17 protein-coding genes and 1 pseudogene are annotated in these 18,298 nt (G+C 61.5%); 13 read left to right on the top strand and 5 right to left on the bottom strand.

Annotated elements, in window-relative coordinates:
- The first annotated feature begins 16 nt into the window (after window positions 1–16).
- Complete coding sequence (locus WBR25_RS02650; RefSeq protein ID WP_005363113.1) at window positions 17–265, top strand: hypothetical protein; 249 nt, start codon at window positions 17–19, stop codon at window positions 263–265.
- Between the two features lie 60 nt (window positions 266–325).
- On the opposite strand, the gene WBR25_RS02645 is transcribed toward WBR25_RS02650, so the two are convergent.
- Both WBR25_RS02645 and zntB read right to left on the bottom strand, forming a co-directional pair.
- Complete coding sequence (locus WBR25_RS02645) at window positions 326–838, bottom strand: mechanosensitive ion channel domain-containing protein (RefSeq protein ID WP_005354921.1); 513 nt, start codon at window positions 836–838, stop codon at window positions 326–328.
- Between the two features lie 13 nt (window positions 839–851).
- Window positions 852–1,817, bottom strand: coding sequence for a zinc transporter ZntB (gene zntB / locus WBR25_RS02640; protein WP_479749855.1), 966 nt, complete (start codon window positions 1,815–1,817; stop codon window positions 852–854).
- A gap of 140 nt (window positions 1,818–1,957) precedes the next feature.
- On the opposite strand from zntB, the gene WBR25_RS02635 reads away from it, so the two are divergent.
- A complete protein-coding gene (locus WBR25_RS02635) occupies window positions 1,958–2,407 on the top strand; it encodes a YaiI/YqxD family protein (RefSeq protein ID WP_124928468.1) in 450 nt (149 codons plus the stop codon).
- Window positions 2,408–2,532: 125 nt separating this feature from the next.
- Entirely contained in the window at window positions 2,533–3,033 is a 501-nt protein-coding gene (locus tag WBR25_RS02630) for a metal-dependent hydrolase (RefSeq protein WP_479749853.1), read from the top strand.
- A 64-nt stretch (window positions 3,034–3,097) separates the two neighbouring features.
- Here the strand turns inward: WBR25_RS02630 and WBR25_RS02625 are convergent, their stop codons facing one another.
- On the bottom strand, window positions 3,098–4,303 hold the full coding sequence (locus tag WBR25_RS02625; RefSeq protein WP_005363118.1) for a NupC/NupG family nucleoside CNT transporter: 1,206 nt from the start codon (window positions 4,301–4,303) through the stop codon (window positions 3,098–3,100).
- Window positions 4,304–4,845: 542 nt separating this feature from the next.
- Here WBR25_RS02625 and dbpA point away from each other — a divergent pair.
- Both dbpA and WBR25_RS02615 read left to right on the top strand, forming a co-directional pair.
- Window positions 4,846–6,225, top strand: a complete 1,380-nt coding sequence (dbpA, locus tag WBR25_RS02620) for an ATP-dependent RNA helicase DbpA (RefSeq protein WP_479749362.1) — start codon at window positions 4,846–4,848, stop codon at window positions 6,223–6,225.
- Between the two features lie 89 nt (window positions 6,226–6,314).
- The gene (locus tag WBR25_RS02615; RefSeq protein ID WP_005341481.1) at window positions 6,315–6,605 is read left to right on the top strand and encodes a YkgJ family cysteine cluster protein; all 291 of its coding nucleotides are present in this window, start codon (window positions 6,315–6,317) and stop codon (window positions 6,603–6,605) included.
- Window positions 6,606–6,631: 26 nt separating this feature from the next.
- On the opposite strand, the gene WBR25_RS02610 is transcribed toward WBR25_RS02615, so the two are convergent.
- Window positions 6,632–7,039 carry a hypothetical protein gene (locus tag WBR25_RS02610; protein WP_479749361.1) on the bottom strand — a complete coding sequence of 136 codons (408 nt, stop codon included), beginning with the start codon at window positions 7,037–7,039 and terminating at the stop codon, window positions 6,632–6,634.
- 267 nt (window positions 7,040–7,306) lie between these two features.
- Between WBR25_RS02610 and WBR25_RS02605 the strand changes: the two genes are divergently transcribed.
- Window positions 7,307–8,701, top strand: a complete 1,395-nt coding sequence (locus WBR25_RS02605; protein ID WP_479749360.1) for a PepSY-associated TM helix domain-containing protein — start codon at window positions 7,307–7,309, stop codon at window positions 8,699–8,701.
- A gap of 105 nt (window positions 8,702–8,806) precedes the next feature.
- A pseudogene (locus WBR25_RS02600) lies at window positions 8,807–10,025 on the top strand (IS3 family transposase).
- Between the two features lie 73 nt (window positions 10,026–10,098).
- Here WBR25_RS02600 and WBR25_RS02595 read toward each other — a convergent pair.
- Window positions 10,099–11,004 carry a 1,4-dihydroxy-2-naphthoate polyprenyltransferase gene (locus WBR25_RS02595; RefSeq protein ID WP_421255752.1) on the bottom strand — a complete coding sequence of 302 codons (906 nt, stop codon included), beginning with the start codon at window positions 11,002–11,004 and terminating at the stop codon, window positions 10,099–10,101.
- Between the two features lie 208 nt (window positions 11,005–11,212).
- On the opposite strand from WBR25_RS02595, the gene WBR25_RS02590 reads away from it, so the two are divergent.
- Genes WBR25_RS02590 through menE form a run of 6 tightly spaced genes read left to right on the top strand, consistent with a single transcriptional unit; the run spans window position 11,213 to window position 18,284 of the window.
- Window positions 11,213–12,535, top strand: a complete 1,323-nt coding sequence (locus WBR25_RS02590) for an isochorismate synthase (protein WP_421296583.1) — start codon at window positions 11,213–11,215, stop codon at window positions 12,533–12,535.
- Between the two features lie 32 nt (window positions 12,536–12,567).
- Window positions 12,568–14,325 (top strand): 2-succinyl-5-enolpyruvyl-6-hydroxy-3-cyclohexene-1-carboxylic-acid synthase, encoded by a 1,758-nt coding sequence (menD, locus tag WBR25_RS02585; RefSeq protein WP_479749359.1) that lies wholly within the window; start codon window positions 12,568–12,570, stop codon window positions 14,323–14,325.
- A complete protein-coding gene (menH, locus tag WBR25_RS02580) occupies window positions 14,285–15,082 on the top strand; it encodes a 2-succinyl-6-hydroxy-2,4-cyclohexadiene-1-carboxylate synthase (RefSeq protein ID WP_479749358.1) in 798 nt (265 codons plus the stop codon). Before menD ends, menH begins: the two co-directional genes overlap by 41 nt.
- The gene (gene menB / locus WBR25_RS02575; protein WP_005354934.1) at window positions 15,075–15,935 is read left to right on the top strand and encodes a 1,4-dihydroxy-2-naphthoyl-CoA synthase; all 861 of its coding nucleotides are present in this window, start codon (window positions 15,075–15,077) and stop codon (window positions 15,933–15,935) included. The genes menH and menB overlap by 8 nt, the downstream gene beginning before the upstream one ends.
- On the top strand, window positions 15,935–16,864 hold the full coding sequence (gene menC / locus WBR25_RS02570) for an o-succinylbenzoate synthase (protein WP_236358172.1): 930 nt from the start codon (window positions 15,935–15,937) through the stop codon (window positions 16,862–16,864). Before menB ends, menC begins: the two co-directional genes overlap by 1 nt.
- Window positions 16,857–18,284 carry an o-succinylbenzoate--CoA ligase gene (gene menE / locus WBR25_RS02565; protein ID WP_479749357.1) on the top strand — a complete coding sequence of 476 codons (1,428 nt, stop codon included), beginning with the start codon at window positions 16,857–16,859 and terminating at the stop codon, window positions 18,282–18,284. Before menC ends, menE begins: the two co-directional genes overlap by 8 nt.
- The last annotated feature ends 14 nt before the right edge of the window (window positions 18,285–18,298 follow it).

Here is an 18,298-nt window from a genome sequence, read left to right as displayed (position 1 = left end):
CCCACAGGAGAGCATCATGACAGTCAGTGAACTTCGTAAGCTCTATCAGCAACAGATCCTGCAAGAGGCTGAAATACTCCACGATGTGGCTATTCCCGGCTGGCTCATCGAATTCAGAGGCAAGGATGGCGCCCTCTACGAGCTGACCGACACCCTCGGCTGTCCGGTCAGTTTCGGCACCGTCGAGCAGGCCCGCGAACATCTGCATCAAGTGGCCGACTGCCCGGTTCAGGTGGAGCACCTCTACCGCTTCTTCGAACGCTAGCGCCACCCACCGCACACTAAAAAGGCTCCCGAGGGAGCCTTTTGTTATTCCGGTTGCTTTCTATTCCGGTTGCAGCGGTTCCGCCACCTTGCCCTCCAGCTTCCTGACCGGCTTTTGCAGGATCAGGTTGGCCGGATAGGTGACCAGATCGCCGTTGTCATCACGCACTCGCACATAGAAGAGACCGATCTCGGTGATGACGCCGGTGACCGAATCATCCTTGTCGAGGATGCGGATCCGGTCGCCAATCTTGTAGGGGAAGGCAAAGAAGATGGTGATGCTGGCGGTGATGTTGGAGAGGATCGACCACTGGGCGACCATGGCGACCCCCAGTACCGCAAAGAAGGAGGAGGCGAGCACTACCAGTCGGGAGAAGTCGAGCCCCCACACCCCGGCCAGCACCAGCAAGGTGGCGCAACCGAGCAGGAAGTGGAATACATGGGCCACGTAGAGCACCCGGTTCTCGCTCACCTGCCTGCTCTGACCGAGCGCCAGCAGGCTCTTGTGAATCAGCCGCCGGATCAGGGTATGCCCCAGCAACAGCAGCAGGGTCAGGCCAATTGATTGCCACATGGGTTATGCCTCCTTACCACCAGCGCCGATGTTTGAGCCAGATAGCCAGCCCGCTGGCCAGCGCCACCAGCGAACCGCAGAAGACCCAGAAGGCGGTCGGATTCTCGGCCCCGGGGATACCGCCGAGGTTGATGCCAAACAGGCCGGTCAGGAAGCTGGCAGGTAAAAAGAGCAGCGCCATCACCGACATCTGGTAGGCGCGGTGGTTGGTCGCCTCCGCCATCAGATTGTTGATCTCGTCTGCCAGCACAGCGGTGCGCGCCACCCCGGCATCGAGGTCATCGAGCCAGCGCCGCAGCCGATCGGCGATATCGAGCAGACGACGGCGGTCATCCTCATCCAGCCAGCTGATCTTCTCGTTGGCAAGGCGCGCCACCAGATCCCGCTGGGGGGAGAGGTAACGACGGATCATGATGAGCTGCTTGCGGATCAGCGCCAAGCGGCCATTGGCGGGCATGTCGCGCATCAGCACCATCTCCTCCAGATCGAGGATCTTGTCGTGCAGCTCCTCGACAAACTCCCCCGCCCGATCGGTCAGGGCATCGCAGATCTCCACCAGCCAGTCGGCCGGGGTATCGGCGCCACCACCCAGTTTGAGCTGGTTGAACACATCCTGCTCGGAGAGCAGCGGACGACGACGGCTGCTGATAATGAGATCCGGGGTGATGAAGATGCGCAGCGCCACCATCTCTTCGGGCCTGTGATCCTTGTTGTGGTTGATGCCACGCAGGATCAGCAGCACCGTCTCCCCCATCCGCACCAGCTTGGGACGATTGCTCTGGCCGAGCAGCGACTCCCTGGCCGCCTCGCTGAGCAAGGGGGTCTGCAACAGCCAGCGCGCCGAATCGGGATTGCCGTAATCCAGATGCAGCCAGCCGGGATGCGCCGCCGGGACTTCGCTTCCCGCCGTCAGCGGCGCCATGCCACCCTTGCCATCCAGGGTCAGGGCATAAATCACTTCACCGGGCACCCGATCCATCTCGTCTCCTTCTCGTTTCATGTGCTGGCCCCAGCTTACACCAAAGGCGGGGCCGACTCAGCCCCGCGCCGGAAAGGGGAGGCCTGTGTTAACATGACCACTCTCGTTTTCCATCCGCTTTCACTACAGGAAACCATGCCATGCCCATCTGGGTTGATGCCGATGCCTGCCCCATTCCGGTCAAGGAGATCCTCTACCGTGCCGCCCACCGCGCCCAGGTCGTCACTACCCTGGTGGCCAATCAGGGATTGCGGGTGCCCCCCTCGCCCTTCATCAAAACCCAGCAGGTGGAGAAGGGATTCGATGTGGCAGATCATGTCATCGCCCAGCAGGTTCAGCCCGGCGATCTGGTGATCACCGGCGACATCCCCCTCGCCTCCTGGGTGATCGATGCCGGTGGCGAAGCACTCAATCCCCGCGGCGAGATCTACACCCGCGAGACCATCAAGGCGCGGCTCGGCATGCGCAACTTTATGGAAGAGCTGCGCTCGGCCGGGGTGCAGACCGGCGGCCCGGCCCCCTTAAATGCTGCCGACAAGCAGCGATTCGCCAACGCCCTCGACAAGTGGCTGGTCAAAGGCAAGCTGTAAAGAGACCCTAAAGGCGCCCAACATGGGCGCTTTTTCGCCGTAACATCCTGATTTTTAAAATAAGAGCTGACCACAACCGTCAGGCTGGTAAGATGCGCCGCCATCTTGTCCACGCCGTAATCATCATGACCGCCCAAGGGCACCTGCTCTTCTCCGTTACCTGCACCCTGATCGCCCACAAACTGCAGCTCACTCCGGCGCTGGCCGATGCCAGCCTGTGGCAGACCATCCCTGCCGCCCTAGCCAGCGCCCTGTTGCCCGACCTCGACCACCCCAAATCGGTGCTGGGGCAGCGCCTGCCGTGGATCTCGAAACCTCTGTCGCGGCTGTTCGGCCATCGCGGTTTCACCCACAGTCTGCTGGCGGTCGCCGCCGCCGTCTGGGGGCTGAACCAGAGCCTGCCGCCGGACACCCTGCCCATGGGGGTCAAGGATGCTCTGATCGTCGGCTACCTCAGCCATCTGCTGGGGGACTGGCTCACCCCGGCGGGCATTCCGCTCTTATGGCCCATCAAGCGCCGTTACCGCCTGCCGGGCTGGCCGCTGCGCAGCGGTGGCGCCATCGAAACCGGCTTTTGTACCCTCACCCTGCTGGTTGCCGGCTGGTGGTGCGGCTGGCGGCTGTAAGCCAGAAACAAAAAAGCCCCTGACGAGGTCAGGGGCCCAAGCAGTGGTGCGAACCACTAGAGGATCAGATCATGATGCCAGCGATAACGGCAGAGAGCAGGCTGACCAGGGTAGAACCGTAGACCAGCTTCAGACCGAAGCGGGAAACCATGTTGCCCTTCTCTTCGTTCAGCGCTTTTACCGCACCGGCGATGATGCCGATGGAGCTGAAGTTGGCGAAAGAGACCATGAAGATGGAGAGGATGCCGACGGTGCGCGGAGAGAGCTCGGCAGCCACCTTGCCCAGATCCATCATCGCCACGAACTCGTTGGTCACCAGCTTGGTCGCCATGATGGAGCCCGCTTGCAGCGCTTCACCACTCGGGATACCCAGGATCCAGGCGATCGGGTAGAAGAGGTAACCCATGACGAACTGGAAGTTCACGCCAAATGCCATCTCGAACAGGTAGTTGATCAGGGCGATCAGGGCGATAAAGCCCACCAGCATGGCACCCACGATAACGGCAACGGTGAAACCGGCCATGATGTACTCACCCAGCATCTCGAAGAAGTTCTCTTTCTTCGGGGTGTGGTGCTCGTCACCTTCGGCAATGGCCTTGATGTCGGTCACGGAGTTATCCGGCTCGTAGGGGTTGATCAGAGAGAGCACCACGAAGGTACTGAACATGTTGAGCACCAGCGCGGCAACCACGTAGCGCGGCTCGATCAGCTGCATGTAAGCACCGACGATGGACATGGAGACGGTAGACATCGCCGTCGCCGCCAGGGTGTACATCTGCTTCTCGTTCAGGTGCGGCAGGATGTTCTTGAGGGCGATGAAGTTCTCGGACTGGCCGACGATCATCGAGCTGATGGCGTTGAAAGATTCCAGCTTGCCCATGCCGTTGATCTTGGCCAGCACGGTACCGATACCGCGGATCACCAGCGGCAGCAGGCGGATGTACTGCAGAATACCGATCAGCACGGAGATGAAGACGATGGGCATCAGCACCATCAGGAAGAAGGAGAAGGCCCCTTCGTTAACCAGGCCACCGAACACGAAGTCGGTACCCTGTTTGGCAAACTCCATCAACTTGGTGAAGCCGGCCGCGAAGCCACCCACCACCGCCAGACCCACTTCGGAGTTCAGCATGAACCAGGCCAGCGCCAGTTCGACCACCAGCAGCTGGCCGATATAACGCAGTTTGATCTGTTTCCAGTTGTGGCGGTTAGCCAGCAGAGAGAGAGCGAGGACCATCACCAGTCCGAGCACAAAGTGAACGTATTCCATACCTGTAGCACCTGAGTAAATTGTAATTTTTGACCGGCGCCATCATAGACATTTGCACATTTAAAAATCAGATAACCATCACAATCCCGCGCAATATTATGGAGGCAAGATAATACAAACGTTTTTAAATTAATTGTGCAATGAACTGATATTAATCGCGCAACACAGATAACATAAATCCTTTTAAAACATCATGTTGAGTAATGGCGAAGCCGTTTTCATATTCTTTGAAAATATTTCATCAGCATTTTCGCAACATCCCCTGTGGCGCAGTAACTGTTCGTGGAATATTTTCCAGTCATTATATTGAAACACCGAAAATAGAAAACGTTTATCCACGATAAATAATTAGATGGGTGTTTGAAAAATAGTCCTTATTACATTGTCAGTGCTCGCCCGCGATCGGTTTGGCAACAAATGAACCTTTAATGGCCCCTCGTGGCCAGCCGTTCAAAAATCCGCCACATCCGGTGCCACATTCTGGTATGATGCGCGGCCTTAGCGCTCGCGCATCCCCGTTTTCTCCGAAATAGAGTCCTTTTGTGAACAACAGCGAATTTAGCAGCCTCAATCTCTCCCCCGCCCTGCAAGAGAACCTCACCAGCCTGGGTTACCTGCAGATGACCCCGATCCAGGCCCAGAGCCTGCCCCTGGTGTTAGATGGCAAAGACCTGATTGCCAAGGCAAAAACCGGCAGCGGCAAGACCGCCGCCTTCGGCCTCGGCCTGCTGGCCAAGCTCAACGTCAACCGCCTCGAAGTGCAGGCGCTGGTGCTCTGCCCGACCCGCGAACTGGCGGATCAGGTGGCTCAGGAGATCCGTCGTCTGGCGCGCGCCCTGCCCAACGTCAAGCTGGTGACCCTGTGCGGCGGCACCCCGACCGCACCGCAGTCCGCCACCCTGAGCTTTGGTGCCCACATTGCCGTCGGCACCCCGGGTCGTATTCTCAAGCATCTGGATCAAGGCACGCTGGAGCTCTCCGGCCTCAAGACGCTGGTGCTGGATGAAGCGGATCGCATGCTGGACATGGGCTTTGGCGAAGATATCAACCGGGTCATCAGCTATGCACCCCAACAGCGCCAGACCCTGCTGTTCTCCGCGACCTATCCGGAAGGGATCGCCCAGATGAGCCGCGGCGTGCAGCGCAATCCGGTCGAGGTGAGCGTGGAGTCCCTGCACGAGGGGAGCGCCATCGAACAGAAGCTTTACGAAGTGCCTGCCGGTCAGCGCCTCGACGCCCTCACCTGGCTGCTGAGTCACTACCAGCCAAGCTCCTGCGTGGTGTTCTGCAACACCAAGCGCGCCTGTAACGACGTGGCCGACCATCTGGCCGCCAAGGGCTTCTCGGCGCTGGCGCTGAACGGCGATCTGGAGCAGCGCGAGCGGGATCAGGTGCTGGTGCGCTTTGCCAACGGCAGCGCCACCATTCTGGTGGCCACCGATGTGGCGGCCCGCGGCCTCGACATCAAGGAGCTGGGCGCCGTCATCAACTACGAGCTGACCTATGATCCGGAAGTGCACGTGCACCGCATCGGCCGTACCGGTCGCGCCGGCCAGCAGGGTCTAGCCCTGAGCCTCTATCAGCCGAACGAGGCCCAGCGCGTCAACTTTATCGAAGAGTACCAGCAGGCCCCGATGCCGCTGGGTGATCTCGACAGCATCGGCCGCGATATCAAGCCAATCGCCCCGCAGATGGTGACCCTCTCCATCGATGCAGGCCGCAAGACCAAGGTGCGGGCCGGTGACATTCTGGGTGCCCTGACCGGTGAAGGCGGCATTGCCGGTGCCGATGTGGGCAAGATCCAGATCTCCGAGCAGTACTCCTACGTCGCGGTGAAGCGCAGCGTGGCGAGCGCCGCCCTCAAGCGGTTGCAGGAAGGCAAGATCAAGGGGCGCAGCTACCGCGCCCGCAAACTGGGCTAAGGTTTTTTGCAAGTCGTTAGCCAGACCACAGGCGCCTGACAGGCGCCTGTTTCATATCTCCGATGCCGCCATGCGGCAAGACAGGCACCATGACCCAAGCAATCCAAACCGATGTGAGCTGCCAAAACTGCGAAGCCTGCTGCTGCCGCCTCGAAGTGATGCTCTTTACCGATACCGGCGTGCCGGACCGTTATGTACTGGAACGGGATGGCGAGATACCGGTCATGCGCCGGCTGGACGATGGCTGGTGCGCCGCCCTCGACCGCAACACCATGATGTGCCGTATCTACGAGGTGCGACCGCTGATCTGCCGCGAATTCGAAATGGGTGAACCCGACTGCGTTGACGAACGGGACAAGTGGTTTATCAAGCTGGATTGAGCCAAGGCCAGTCAGGATAAGGGTGGTCAAGCGCTCGCAGGTTCACAGGGAGCGGTGCTGAGCTGCTCTCCCAGCCACTGTATGGCCGCTGCCTCCTGCTCGAAGTAACGTACCGCCCGAAAGGGTAATCCCTTGAAGATGTTATCCGCCAGATAGCGCTTGAAGCCCCCTACGAAAACCACCGCCAGAAACTGACAGCCACTCTCGGCACACCAGCCAAACTGGCGACGAAAACGGGCCAGCACCTCGGGCCCGGCCGCTTCAAACTCGGTCGCGACCTCGACAATCCCCCAGGGGCCATCTATCAATCCGGCCAGTTCGTGACGAAAGCGCGCCTCATAGGCCATGGCACCAGCCAGATTGAAGGGGCCACTCGGGCGGCAGATCAGCATCTGGCCCCTGCGCTCCATGTCAAATTGCCCATGTGGCTGCATGACTGCTCCCATTCCGTTACCACCACCATCGCCTGCAAATTGTTACCACAAGGTAATAATTTATAAGGAAAAGTCCAGCAGCAAACAGGCTTTCCCCAAAGTGTGGTCATCCTATCCAGCAAACCGTCGGCACCTCATGTTACCGACATCCCGCACTGAATCGGTCTCGAGATGTGTGATTGCAGTTAACGAAACGTTACTGCTATTATCCGCGCCGCCACAAACATTCCACCAGCCGAAAGGTTTTCCCCCCAACAAGGATGTGCAATGAAAAACAGGGACTCGAATCATTACCAACGGATCTGGCGCTGGCACTTCTACGCAGGTCTCTTTGTCGCCCCTTTCCTGATCCTGCTGTCACTGACCGGGATCGTCTATCTGTTCAAACCCCAGCTCGACAACCTGATGTACCCCGAGTTGATGAAGGTCGCCCCCGCCAGCCAGACCCTGAGTGCCGACCAGCTGCTGGCCAAGGCGATGATGACCATGCCCGATGCCAGCCTGCGTAAATACCTGCCGCCTATCGCACCCGATCAGAGCGCCCAGTTCATCGTCAATCAGGGGGATCACGAGCTGACTCTGTTTATGGATCCCGCCAGCGGCGCCCTGCTCGGCACCATGGATAACAAGTGGAATCTGCAAGCGGTGGCTCGCTCCCTGCACGCCGACCTGCTGCTCGGCACCACGGGGGATCGGCTGATCGAACTGGCCGCAGGCTGGGGGCTGGTCCTGCTGCTGAGCGGCCTCTACCTCTGGTGGCCACGCCAGGGGCCCGGGGTGGGCGGCATCCTCTGGCCCAGAGTGAGCCAGCGTGAACGCCTCTGGTGGCGGGATCTGCACGCCGTGGTCGGCTTCTGGGGCGCAGGTTTCCTGCTGCTGTTACTGCTGAGCGGCATGACCTGGACCGGTTTCTGGGGCGATCAGTTTGCCGCCGTCTGGAACCGCTTCCCCGCCGCCATGTGGAACGAGGTGCCCAAATCGGCGCCACTGGCCCGCAGCCTGAATCAGGCCCACGAGCAGACCGTCCCCTGGGCGGTGGAGAACACCCCCATGCCCAGCTCGCAGCCGGTCGATGAGGGGCACGATCACGGCGCCATGAACCACGGCGAGCACGAGGGAGTGGTGATGGCGAGCCAGCGCATTGCGCTGCAACGGGTGGTCGAGATCGCCCATGAGCGGGGAGTCCAACCGGGTTACAGCATCACCCCGCCGGTCGGCGCCACCGGCGTCTATACCATCGCGATCTTTGCCGATGATCCGCGCAACGATGCCACCCTGCATATCGATCAATACAGTGGCAAGGTGCTGGCCGATGTGCGCTGGCAGGATTACGGCCCGGTCGCCAAGACGGTGGAGAGCGGCGTCATGCTGCACATGGGCAAGCTCTACGGCTGGCCCCATCAGCTCGCCATGCTGCTCATCTGCCTGATGGTGCTGGCCAGCGCCGTGAGCGGTCTGTGGATCTGGTGGTGCCGTCGTCCGCAGGGCCGTCTCGCCGCGCCGCCGCTGCCAGCCAAACTCCCGCCAATGCGCGGTGCCATCGCCCTGCTCATTTTGCTGGGGATCGCCTTCCCGCTGGTCGGCGCCTCCATGGTCGCCATCTGGCTGCTGGATACCCTGCTCTTCTCCCGCCGCACGCTCAAGGTGGCGCGCGCCAGCTAAACCGGCCAAAACCAAAAAGGGCTCCCATCTCGGGAGCCCTTTTCATTGTTCGTGTCCCGTCCTGAATATGGTTTACACCTTTCCCCCCAATACATGGAGAACCCGATGGGACAAGGTGTGAAACGAACACAGCGCGATTACTCACTGACTTTTAAACTGGCACTGGTCGAGCAGATTGAAAAAGGCGAGCTCAGTTGCCAGCAAGCACAAGCCCGATATGGCATTCAGGGCAATTCGACCATTCTGGTATGGTTACGTAAACATGGTCGGCAAGATTGGAGCCAGGGGGCTTCTGTACGTGCCGGCAGGAGCATCACCATGCCTGACCCCGACAACCAGACGCCAGAACAGCGCATCAAGGAACTTGAGCAACAGCTGGCGCTGATGAGCCAGAAGGCCCAGTTCTTTGAGGCCGTCGTCGATGTACTGAAGAATGACTACGGCGTCTCCATCGTAAAAAAGCGACCCGGCAAGTCCTCTCGCAGCGGCAAGTCGAGAAGCTGACCATCGTCAGGGCTTGCCTGTTTCTGGGGATAAGCCGGCAGGCTTACTACAAGCGCAATCGGGTCGCCGACGAGCTCCATGCTCAAGGGCTGCAGGTGGTGCGCTTTGTGCGTCAGGTTCGACTGCGACAACCTCGGGTGGGTACTCGCAAGCTGCATTATCTGCTCCAGGGTAAGGATGATGGCGGGCTCAAGGTCGGGCGGGACAGGTTGTTTCGGATATTGTCGAGCACCGCCTGCTGGTGCCACCCAGACGGGCTTATCACAAGACCACCCACAGTTTTCACCGTTTCTACCGTCATCCCAACTTGCTCAAGGCGGGGCCAGAGCAGGTCACGCCGGTGGCCCCGGAGCAGGTCTGGGTCGCTGATATCACCTATCTGCCAGCCAGGAGCGGACCGCTGTACCTGAGCCTGGTGACGGATGCGTACTCACGCAAGATAGTGGGCCATCACGTGCACGAAGGGATGCACGCCGAGTCGGTGGCGATGGCGTTCAAGAAAGCGCTGAAGCAACGACGTGGCAGCGGGGAGCTAATCCATCACTCGGACCGCGGCGTGCAGTATTGCTCGGGGCTGTATCAGTCATTACATGAACGGTACGGGGTGAAATGCTCGATGACGGATGGGTATGACTGTTACCAGAATGCGTTGGCGGAGCGGGTGAACGGGATTTTGAAAGGAGAGTTATTGTTGCAAAGCCCGCAGGATTTGACGCAAGCGCGGGAAATGGTGCGTGAAGCGGTGGATATTTACAACGCGGAGCGGCCGCATCATGCGTTGAAATACAGAACCCCCGATGCGGTACATAGAGGGTTCTGAGTAGAAAAATGCTAGTTGAAAATGTGTAAACCTATTTCAGGACTAGACATCGCCTTGGCGTTTGCGCCCCCCGTCAGGATAGCGCCAACCCGATGGAGAGCAGCAGGCTGAACAGAAAGGCGCTGATGGCGGTCTTCTTGAGGGAACCGGTCAGCACCTCGCCATCGTAGCTTTCGCGAAGAGTCTTGGCCGCATCGCTGAGAGGCTTCATGGCGGGCAGGAAGATCCACGGCCAGAAACTGGCGGGCTGGATCAGGATAAAGGCGATGGTGGCCAGCAGCGCCGCCCCCAGCAACACCCAGTGATAGGCGATGGCGCGGTTGCGGCCAAGGCGCACCGCCAGGGTGATCTTGCCGCTGGCGGCGTCGGTCTCGATGTCGCGCACATTGTTGATATTGAGCACGGCGGTGGCCAGCAGGCCACAAGCGGTGGCGGGCAGCAGCAGATCCCACTCCAGCGTCTTGGTGAAGAGGTAGTAGGAGCCGAGCACCCCGAGCAGGCCGAAGAATAAGAACACCGAGATATCGCCAAACCCGCGATAGCCGTAGGGAGTCTTGCCGACCGTGTAGGTCACCGCCGCAACAATGGCCGCACCACCCAGCACTACAAATGCCAAAATCTGCAGCCACTGGCCGCCGAAGGCGCAGCCGAGCAGCAGCAGGCCACTGGCCACCGCCGCCAGCGCGGTCATCCCCATCGCCACGCACATCTGCTTTTTGGTGATAAGGCCGGAGACCACCGCCCGCTGCGGGCCGATCCGTTCACCGTTGTCGGCGCCGGAGACCGCATCGCCGTAATCGTTGGCCAGATTGGAGAGGATCTGCAGCAGGATGGCGGTCAGCAGGGAGAGCGCCATGATGGTGCCATCGAAGGCACCACGACTGGCAGCCAGCCCCGAGCCCAGCAGGATGGAAGAGCAGGCGAGCGGCAGTGTTCGCAAACGCGCCGCCAGCAACCAAACAGAGAAGGTATTTGTCATTTTGTGATGGCCAAACAATCGGATATTGATCGTGTTAAGGGTTATCGAACCGGATTTGGGTATACTTGGCCCCGGAGAGTGAAGCTCCCGCGGGCGATTTACATGGACGAATGGGCAGATAATATATAGGAAATCATCGCCCTTTGGCATAAACCTACGGCATCCAGCTACCGGATCGCTCGTTACTACCCGGCTCAGAAAAGAATCCATGTTGGCTCAGACCCATATCAAGCAACAACTGGACGCCCTGCGTCACAGCAACGTCAGCGGCTTCGTACGGTTGCGAGTGGCGATCGAAATCCACTCCTTTCTGGGCTGGCTCGCGGCGCAAACCCTCTATCCCCGCATCTACTGGCAGGCCCGTGGAGAGGCTCGTCCCGAGTATGTCGCGCTGGGCGCCATCCATGAACTGACCGAGCCGCACGCCATCAAGCAGGTGTGCACGAACACAGCCAACCAGCATCATGACGACAGCCCTCGCTACTATGGCGGGCTGGCGTTCGATCCGGCCCAGTCCGGCTGGCAAGGGTTTGGCCCCTGCCGTTTCGTACTGCCCCGCATCGAGCTTGTGCGCCGTGGCGAGTGCGTCAGTCTCTGCCTCAACCTCTGGCTGGATAACGACAATCTCGAGGCCGAACTGCAGGCGGCCGAAGCCGCCCTCGATGCCCTGCACCCGGAAGCCCCGCTGCCAGCCCTGCAAAAGCAGCCCTGGCAGCGACAGGATTGCCCCGGCCCCGCCCAGTGGCAAACGCTGGTGGAGCGCGTCACCGCCTCTGATTTTCAGGCCCACACTCCCAAGGTGGTGCTGTCGCGGGAGAGCGTGCTGACCAGTCCGAACCATGATGCGGATATCAATCCCTGGGCCATGCTCGACCAGTGGGCCCGCCACGCCCAGGACTGCTTCCACTTCGGTTTTCAATTCTCCCCCGAGCAGGCCTTTATCGCCTGTTCTCCCGAGCGGCTCTACCGCCGGGAAGATCGCCACCTCTTTACCGAGGCGCTGGCGGGCACCATTCGCCGCTCCGGCGATGAAGAGGTCGATGCCCAACTGGCCGCCGAGCTGCTGGCCGACAGCAAGAACCGGCTGGAGAACCGGCTGGTACATGCCGACATCCTCAGCCGTCTGGCACCACTGACCCACGATGCCACCCTGACCGAGCCGCGCATTCTCAAACTGCGGCTGCTGCAACACCTCAAGTGCGATATCGAAGCCGAGCTAAAGCCCGGGGTCTGCGACTGGCAGCTGCTCGACGCCCTCCACCCGACTCCGGCGGTGGGCGGCGCTCCGCGCGAGGCAGCGCTCGCCTTTATCCGCGAGTTCGAACCCTACGATCGGGGCTGGTACGCCGGAGCCTGCGGCATGCTGAGTCGGGAAACGTCCGAGTTCTCGGTCGCTATTCGCAGCGCCCGCATTCAGCCGGGCAGCGTCACCCTGTTTGCCGGTGCCGGCATTGTCGCCGGTTCCGAGCCTGTCGCCGAGTGGGCCGAACTCGACAACAAGATCGCCAATGTGCTCTCCCTGCTGGGATAGTCATTCACCCTTTTCACGCTACGAGAGCCCCTATGCCCATCCGTAAAGAGCCTGCCAGCGAAGAGTTTGCCTGCCCCCCGTTTTCGAGCCAGCACGCCACCTTCAACCACGTCTGGTCCTCCCTGTTGCTGGAGGAGCTCTTTCGCCTCGGGGTGCGCGACATCGCGCTGGCCCCCGGCTCCCGCTCTGCGCCGCTGACCATGGCAGCCGCGGCGCATCAGGGCTTTCGCCGTCACCTGCACTTTGACGAGCGCGGCCTCGGCTTTATGGCGCTCGGGCTGGCCAAGGGGAGCAACCGGCCGGTGGCGGTGATCATGACCTCGGGCACCGCGGTAGCCAACCTCTGGCCCGCCGTGGCAGAGGCCCAGCTCACCGGCGTGCCACTGATTATTCTCTCCGCCGATCGCCCTCACGAGCTTATCGACAACGGCGCCAATCAGGCGATCGACCAGCAGGGGATCTTCGGCCGCTACCCCGTCTATCAGCAGAACCTGCCGAGCCCCACCCCGACCATTCCGGCCGCCTTCGTGTTGAGTTCGGTGGACCAAGCCTTGGCCAAGCAGGTGCTCACCCCCGGGGTGGTGCACTTCAACTGCATGTACCCCGAGCCCCTCTACCCGGGCGAGCACTATCAGGATTTCTCCGACTATCTGGCCCCCCTCGGTGACTGGCTCGGCTCGCACAAGCCCTGGAGCCCGTGGCAGCAAAGCGAGCCGACCTGCCCCCCTCAGGCGGAGTGGGATAGCTTTCGGCAACAGCGCGGCATCGTTGTGGCTGGTCGCATTACCGACCCGAAGCAGGCACAGGCCGCCGCCGCGCTGGCGGAGCAACTCGGCTGGCCGCTGCTGGCAGATCTGCAGAGCCAGATCCGCTTCGATAGCCGCAACCTAATCCACATGGATCTGGCGCTCAACGACCCTGAATTCGTCGCCGAGCTGGGCCGCGCCGAGGTGCTGCTGCAATTTGGCGCGCGACTTGTCTCCAAGCGGCTTGGCCAGTTCATCAAGCACCATTCATGGCAGGATTACTGGCTGGTGGATCCGCAACCGGCGCGGCTCGATCCCGACTACCGGCTGCGCAACCGGCTGCTCTGCAGTGCCAGCGCCTTTGCTGCGGCCCATCCGGTCACCACACAAGCCCCTTGGCACACATTGGCTGAGCTGCAACACAACGCCAGCCAGCAGATCGCCGCTGCCTGCGAGCACTTCTCCGAGCTCGGGGTCTGCCATCGCCTCAATTCCCTTATCGAAGGACAGCTGTTTGTCGGCAACAGCATGCCAGCCCGACTGATGGATATGCTCGGCGAAACGGGCAAGGGGCCGAGCCGAGTGATGACCAACCGCGGCGCCTCCGGCATCGATGGTCTGATCGCCACCGCCTACGGGTTTGCCCAATCGATCGAGCAAGGCAGCAATGAGCCCACCACCCTGTTGCTTGGGGATCTCAGCGCCCTGCACGATCTCAACAGCCTCGCGCTGCTCAGCAAGGCGAGCCGACCGCTGGTGGTGATCCTGCTCAACAACGATGGCGGCAGCATTTTCCGTATGTTGCCGGTGCCCACCGAAGGGGAGCTGCTGGAGAGCTACTACCGGCTGCCCCACGGCCTCGGCTTTGAACATGCCGCCGCCATGTTTGGCCTCGCCTATCGGGCGCCGACCACCCTGCTCGAGTTCGAGCACGATTACCGCGCCGCCCTCCAACATGGCGTTACCTTGATCGAGATCCGGGTACCGAGCGAGCAGGTGGCCGATGATCTCAAGGCGCTGGGGGCCGCCATCCGTGGCAAATAAAAATGCCCATGTGCCGCTGGTGATGCTGCACGGTCTGCTGGGGGATAGCGGCGACTGGCAACCGGTGATCGACCGGCTGCCAGCCATCAGCTGCATCGCCCTCGATCTGCCGGGTCACGGTCAGCATAGCGATCTCAACGTCAGCGACTTTGAGCAGAGCCACCAGTGGCTGGTCGCCGAGCTGGCCAGCCGCAACATTGAACGATATCTGCTGGCGGGTTATTCGCTGGGGGGGCGGCTGGCCCTCTACCACGCCAGCCGCGAGCCCACCGGGCTGCGGGGGCTGCTGCTGGAGAACTGCCACCTGGGGCTACCAGACAATGAGCGGCCCGCCCGCATCCAGCACGATGAACAGTGGGCGCGGCGCTTTGAGCAGGAACCACTGGCTGACGTGCTGGCAGACTGGTACCGGCAAGGGGTGTTTGCCGATCTTGACGATACGGCCCGGGCCAGCCAGATCGCCCGCCGCCTTGGCAACGACAGTCAGGGCATCGCCACCATGCTGCGCGCCACCTCGCTCGGCAAGCAGCCGGATCTCGCCCCCTGGCTCATGGCGAGCCAGCTGCCGGTCACCTGGGTGAGTGGCAAGCGGGATCACAAATTCCATCAGCTGGCTTGCCAGCTGGCGAACCAGGATCGCAGAATCAACCACTTGGTGCTGGATGGCGGCCATAATCTGCACGCCCATCAGCCTGATAACTTTGCCCGACTCCTCGCGGAGTGGGTCAACCAACAAGAAGAGACGAGTCATGATTGAAGCAATGACGGAAGCTGAACTGTATGCACCTGTTGAATGGCAAGATTGCTCCGCCGGTTACGAGGACATCCTCTATCACAAGTCCAACGATGGCATTGCCAAGATCACCATCAACCGTCCCCAGGTGCGCAATGCCTTCCGCCCCCGCACCGTCAAAGAGATGCTGCAGGCGCTGGCCGATGCCCGTTATGACGATCAAATCGGCACTATCATCCTGACCGGTTTTGGCGAGAAAGCCTTCTGCGCCGGCGGCGACCAGAAGATCCGTGGCGACTACGGTGGATACCGTGATGACGAGGGGACTCACCACCTCAACGTACTCGACTTCCAGCGCGACATCCGCACCTGCCCGAAACCGGTGGTTGCCATGGTGGCCGGTTACGCGGTCGGTGGCGGCCACGTGCTGCACATGATGTGTGACCTGACCATCGCCGCCGACAACGCCCAGTTTGGCCAGACCGGTCCGAAAGTGGGCTCCTTCGACGGCGGTTGGGGTGCTTCCTACATGGCCCGCATCGTCGGCCAGAAGAAAGCCCGCGAAATCTGGTTCCTCTGCCGCATGTACGATGCCCAGCAAGCCCTCGATATGGGTCTGGTCAACACCGTCGTGCCGCTGGCCGAACTGGAGCGTGAAACCGTGCGTTGGTGCCGCGAAATGCTGCAAAACAGCCCGATGGCGCTGCGCTGCCTGAAAGCCGCCCTCAACGCTGACTGTGATGGTCAGGCGGGCTTGCAGGAGCTGGCGGGCAATGCCACCATGCTGTTCTACATGACCGAAGAGGGTCAGGAAGGCCGCAACGCCTTCAACGAAAAGCGTCGCCCCGACTTCTCCAAATACAAGCGGAACCCCTGATGACACTCGCCCTGTATCGCTATCAACTGCCTTTTACCCAGCCACTGACCTTTCACGGCAAGGTGGAGGTGGCGCGAGAGGGGCTGTTGGTGCGCATCAACGACGGCTGGGGGGAAATTGCCCCCCTGCCCGGCTTCTCGAAAGAGAGCCTGCAACAGGCAGAGGCAGAAGCCCTTGCCGCGCTGGCAGCCCTGGCCGCCGGCGACAACCTGAACCCCGTGCTGCCGTCGGTGCAATTTGGCCTCGACTGCGCGCGCCGGACATGGCCCGAACAGAGCAACCCGCTGCCGGAGCCCTATCCCCTCATTCAAGGCTCCCCCCAGGAGCTGCTGCGCAACTGGAAAGAGTGGCTGCACCGCACGCCCGGCAAGGCCAAGCTGAAAGTGGCGCGCTACCCGATGCGTGACGAGCTGGCGCTGATCCGCCTGCTGTGCGATCGCCTCCCCTCCCTCAAGCTGGTGCTGGACGCCAACCAGGGCTGGACACGCGAGGAGGCGTGGACCTTCTGCGGCCACCTCGACCCGAACCGCATCGAGTATCTGGAAGACCCTTGCGCCGACTTTGCCGACATCGCCTTTGTCGCCAACCGCACCGGCATGCCGGTGGCGCTGGACGAGCTGCTGGCGCAAGGCAAGCCGTGGGAGCCGATCCCGCAACTGCGCGCGCTGGTGCTCAAGCCTACCCTGCTCGGTTCACTCGCCAACTGCGAAGCGCTGATCGCCCGCGCCCGCGAACTGCGGCTCAAGGTGATCATCTCCTCCTGCTTCGAATCGGATCTGGGCCTGAACCAGCTCTTTCATCTGGCGAGCGAATGGGCTCCCGAACAGGCGCCGGGTCTGGATACCCGCCGCTGGATGGCGGGCAACCTGCTGGGGGAAGATGGCAAACCGGACCTGAGCCGACTGGAGCAACTGTATTACCGTGATTGAACCCACACGTTCACCCGAACAGACACCTTGCCCGGTACGCCACCGGGCAATCACAGCCCCGAACCGCATTGCCATCCACGCCGCCTCGCCTCTCAGTTATCGCCAGCTCGATGCCCGCCTCAACAGCCTGTGCCAACAGCTGGAACAAGCCGGAGTGCGTCGTGGCGCTCATCTGGCGACGGTGGTGCGCGGTGCGCTGGAAGATGTACTGCTGGCGTGGGCCTGCGTGCGCAGCGGCGTGGTGTTCTGCCCGCTCAACCCCGCCTTCCCCCTCGAAAAGCAGCGCGAGCTGGCGGTACAACTCGATGCCGATGCCTTCTGGTCGGCAGGGGAGATCCCGGCAGGCAACTGGCAGCCCCTGCAGCTCGACTTCACGCGCGAACTGCCAGCAAGCGAGGAAACATGGCCGCTGGCATCGACCCAGCTCAACAACATGATCCTCACCTCAGGATCCAGCGGCACACCGAAAGCGGTGGTGCATCGGCTCTGCAACCACCTTGCCTCGGCGCGCGGCTCTGCCACCCTCATTCCCCTCGATGAGAAGTCCGGCTGGCTACTCTCCCTGCCGCTGTTTCATGTGGGCGGCTACGCCATCCTGTTTCGGGTCTTTCTGGCGGGCGCAACTCTGGTACTGGATCAACGTGAACGCTCCCTCAAGGAGCGGCTGGAGTGCCAGCCCATCACTCACCTCTCGCTGGTGCCAACCCAGCTCTGGCGTCTGCTGGCAGAGGGTTTTGATCCCGCCCGTACCCGCCTGCGCGAGCTGCTGCTCGGTGGCGCCGCCATCCCGCAACCGCTGGTGAAGCGCCTCTGCGCCATGGGGCTGGAACCCAAGGTGAGCTATGGTCTCTCCGAGATGGGGAGCCAGGTCTGCACCGCTATCCCCGGCGATGCAGGCATAGTTGGCAAACCGCTACCGGGACGGGAAGTGTGCATCAGGGAGCAGGAGGTCTGCGTGCGCGGCGCCACCCTGTTTGCCGGTTACTACCGGGCTGGCGAGCTGGATCTGCCCCTCGATGGCGAAGGCTGGTTTCATACTCGCGACAAGGGGAGGTTCACTGCGGCAGGGGAGCTGCTGGTAGAGGGACGGCTCGATAACCTCTTCATCTCGGGCGGGGAGAATATCCAGCCAGAAACCATCGAGCAGCGACTGGTAGATCATCCCGCTGTCGCCCAGGCGCTGGTGGTGCCGGTGACGAGCGACGAGTGGGGACAACGCCCCGCCGCCTTTATCGACTGGCACGGCGAGCCGGTTCCCGACTCCGAACTGGCAGCCTGGCTCCGCAGCACCCTGCCCGGCTTTATGGTGCCCGACCACTGGCTCCCCTGGCCCGATCTTGGCGGCAATCTCAAGCCCTCCCGCCAACTGCTGGGCAAGGTAGCCCGACAACAAACCACTCGGGCACGACAAGCTGAATGAGATCGGACTCACAA

It is taken from the genome of Aeromonas sp. MTB (genome assembly GCF_056632455.1).
Note: the sequence above shows the minus strand (reverse complement) of the source record. Positions and strands in the feature narration are given on the sequence as shown.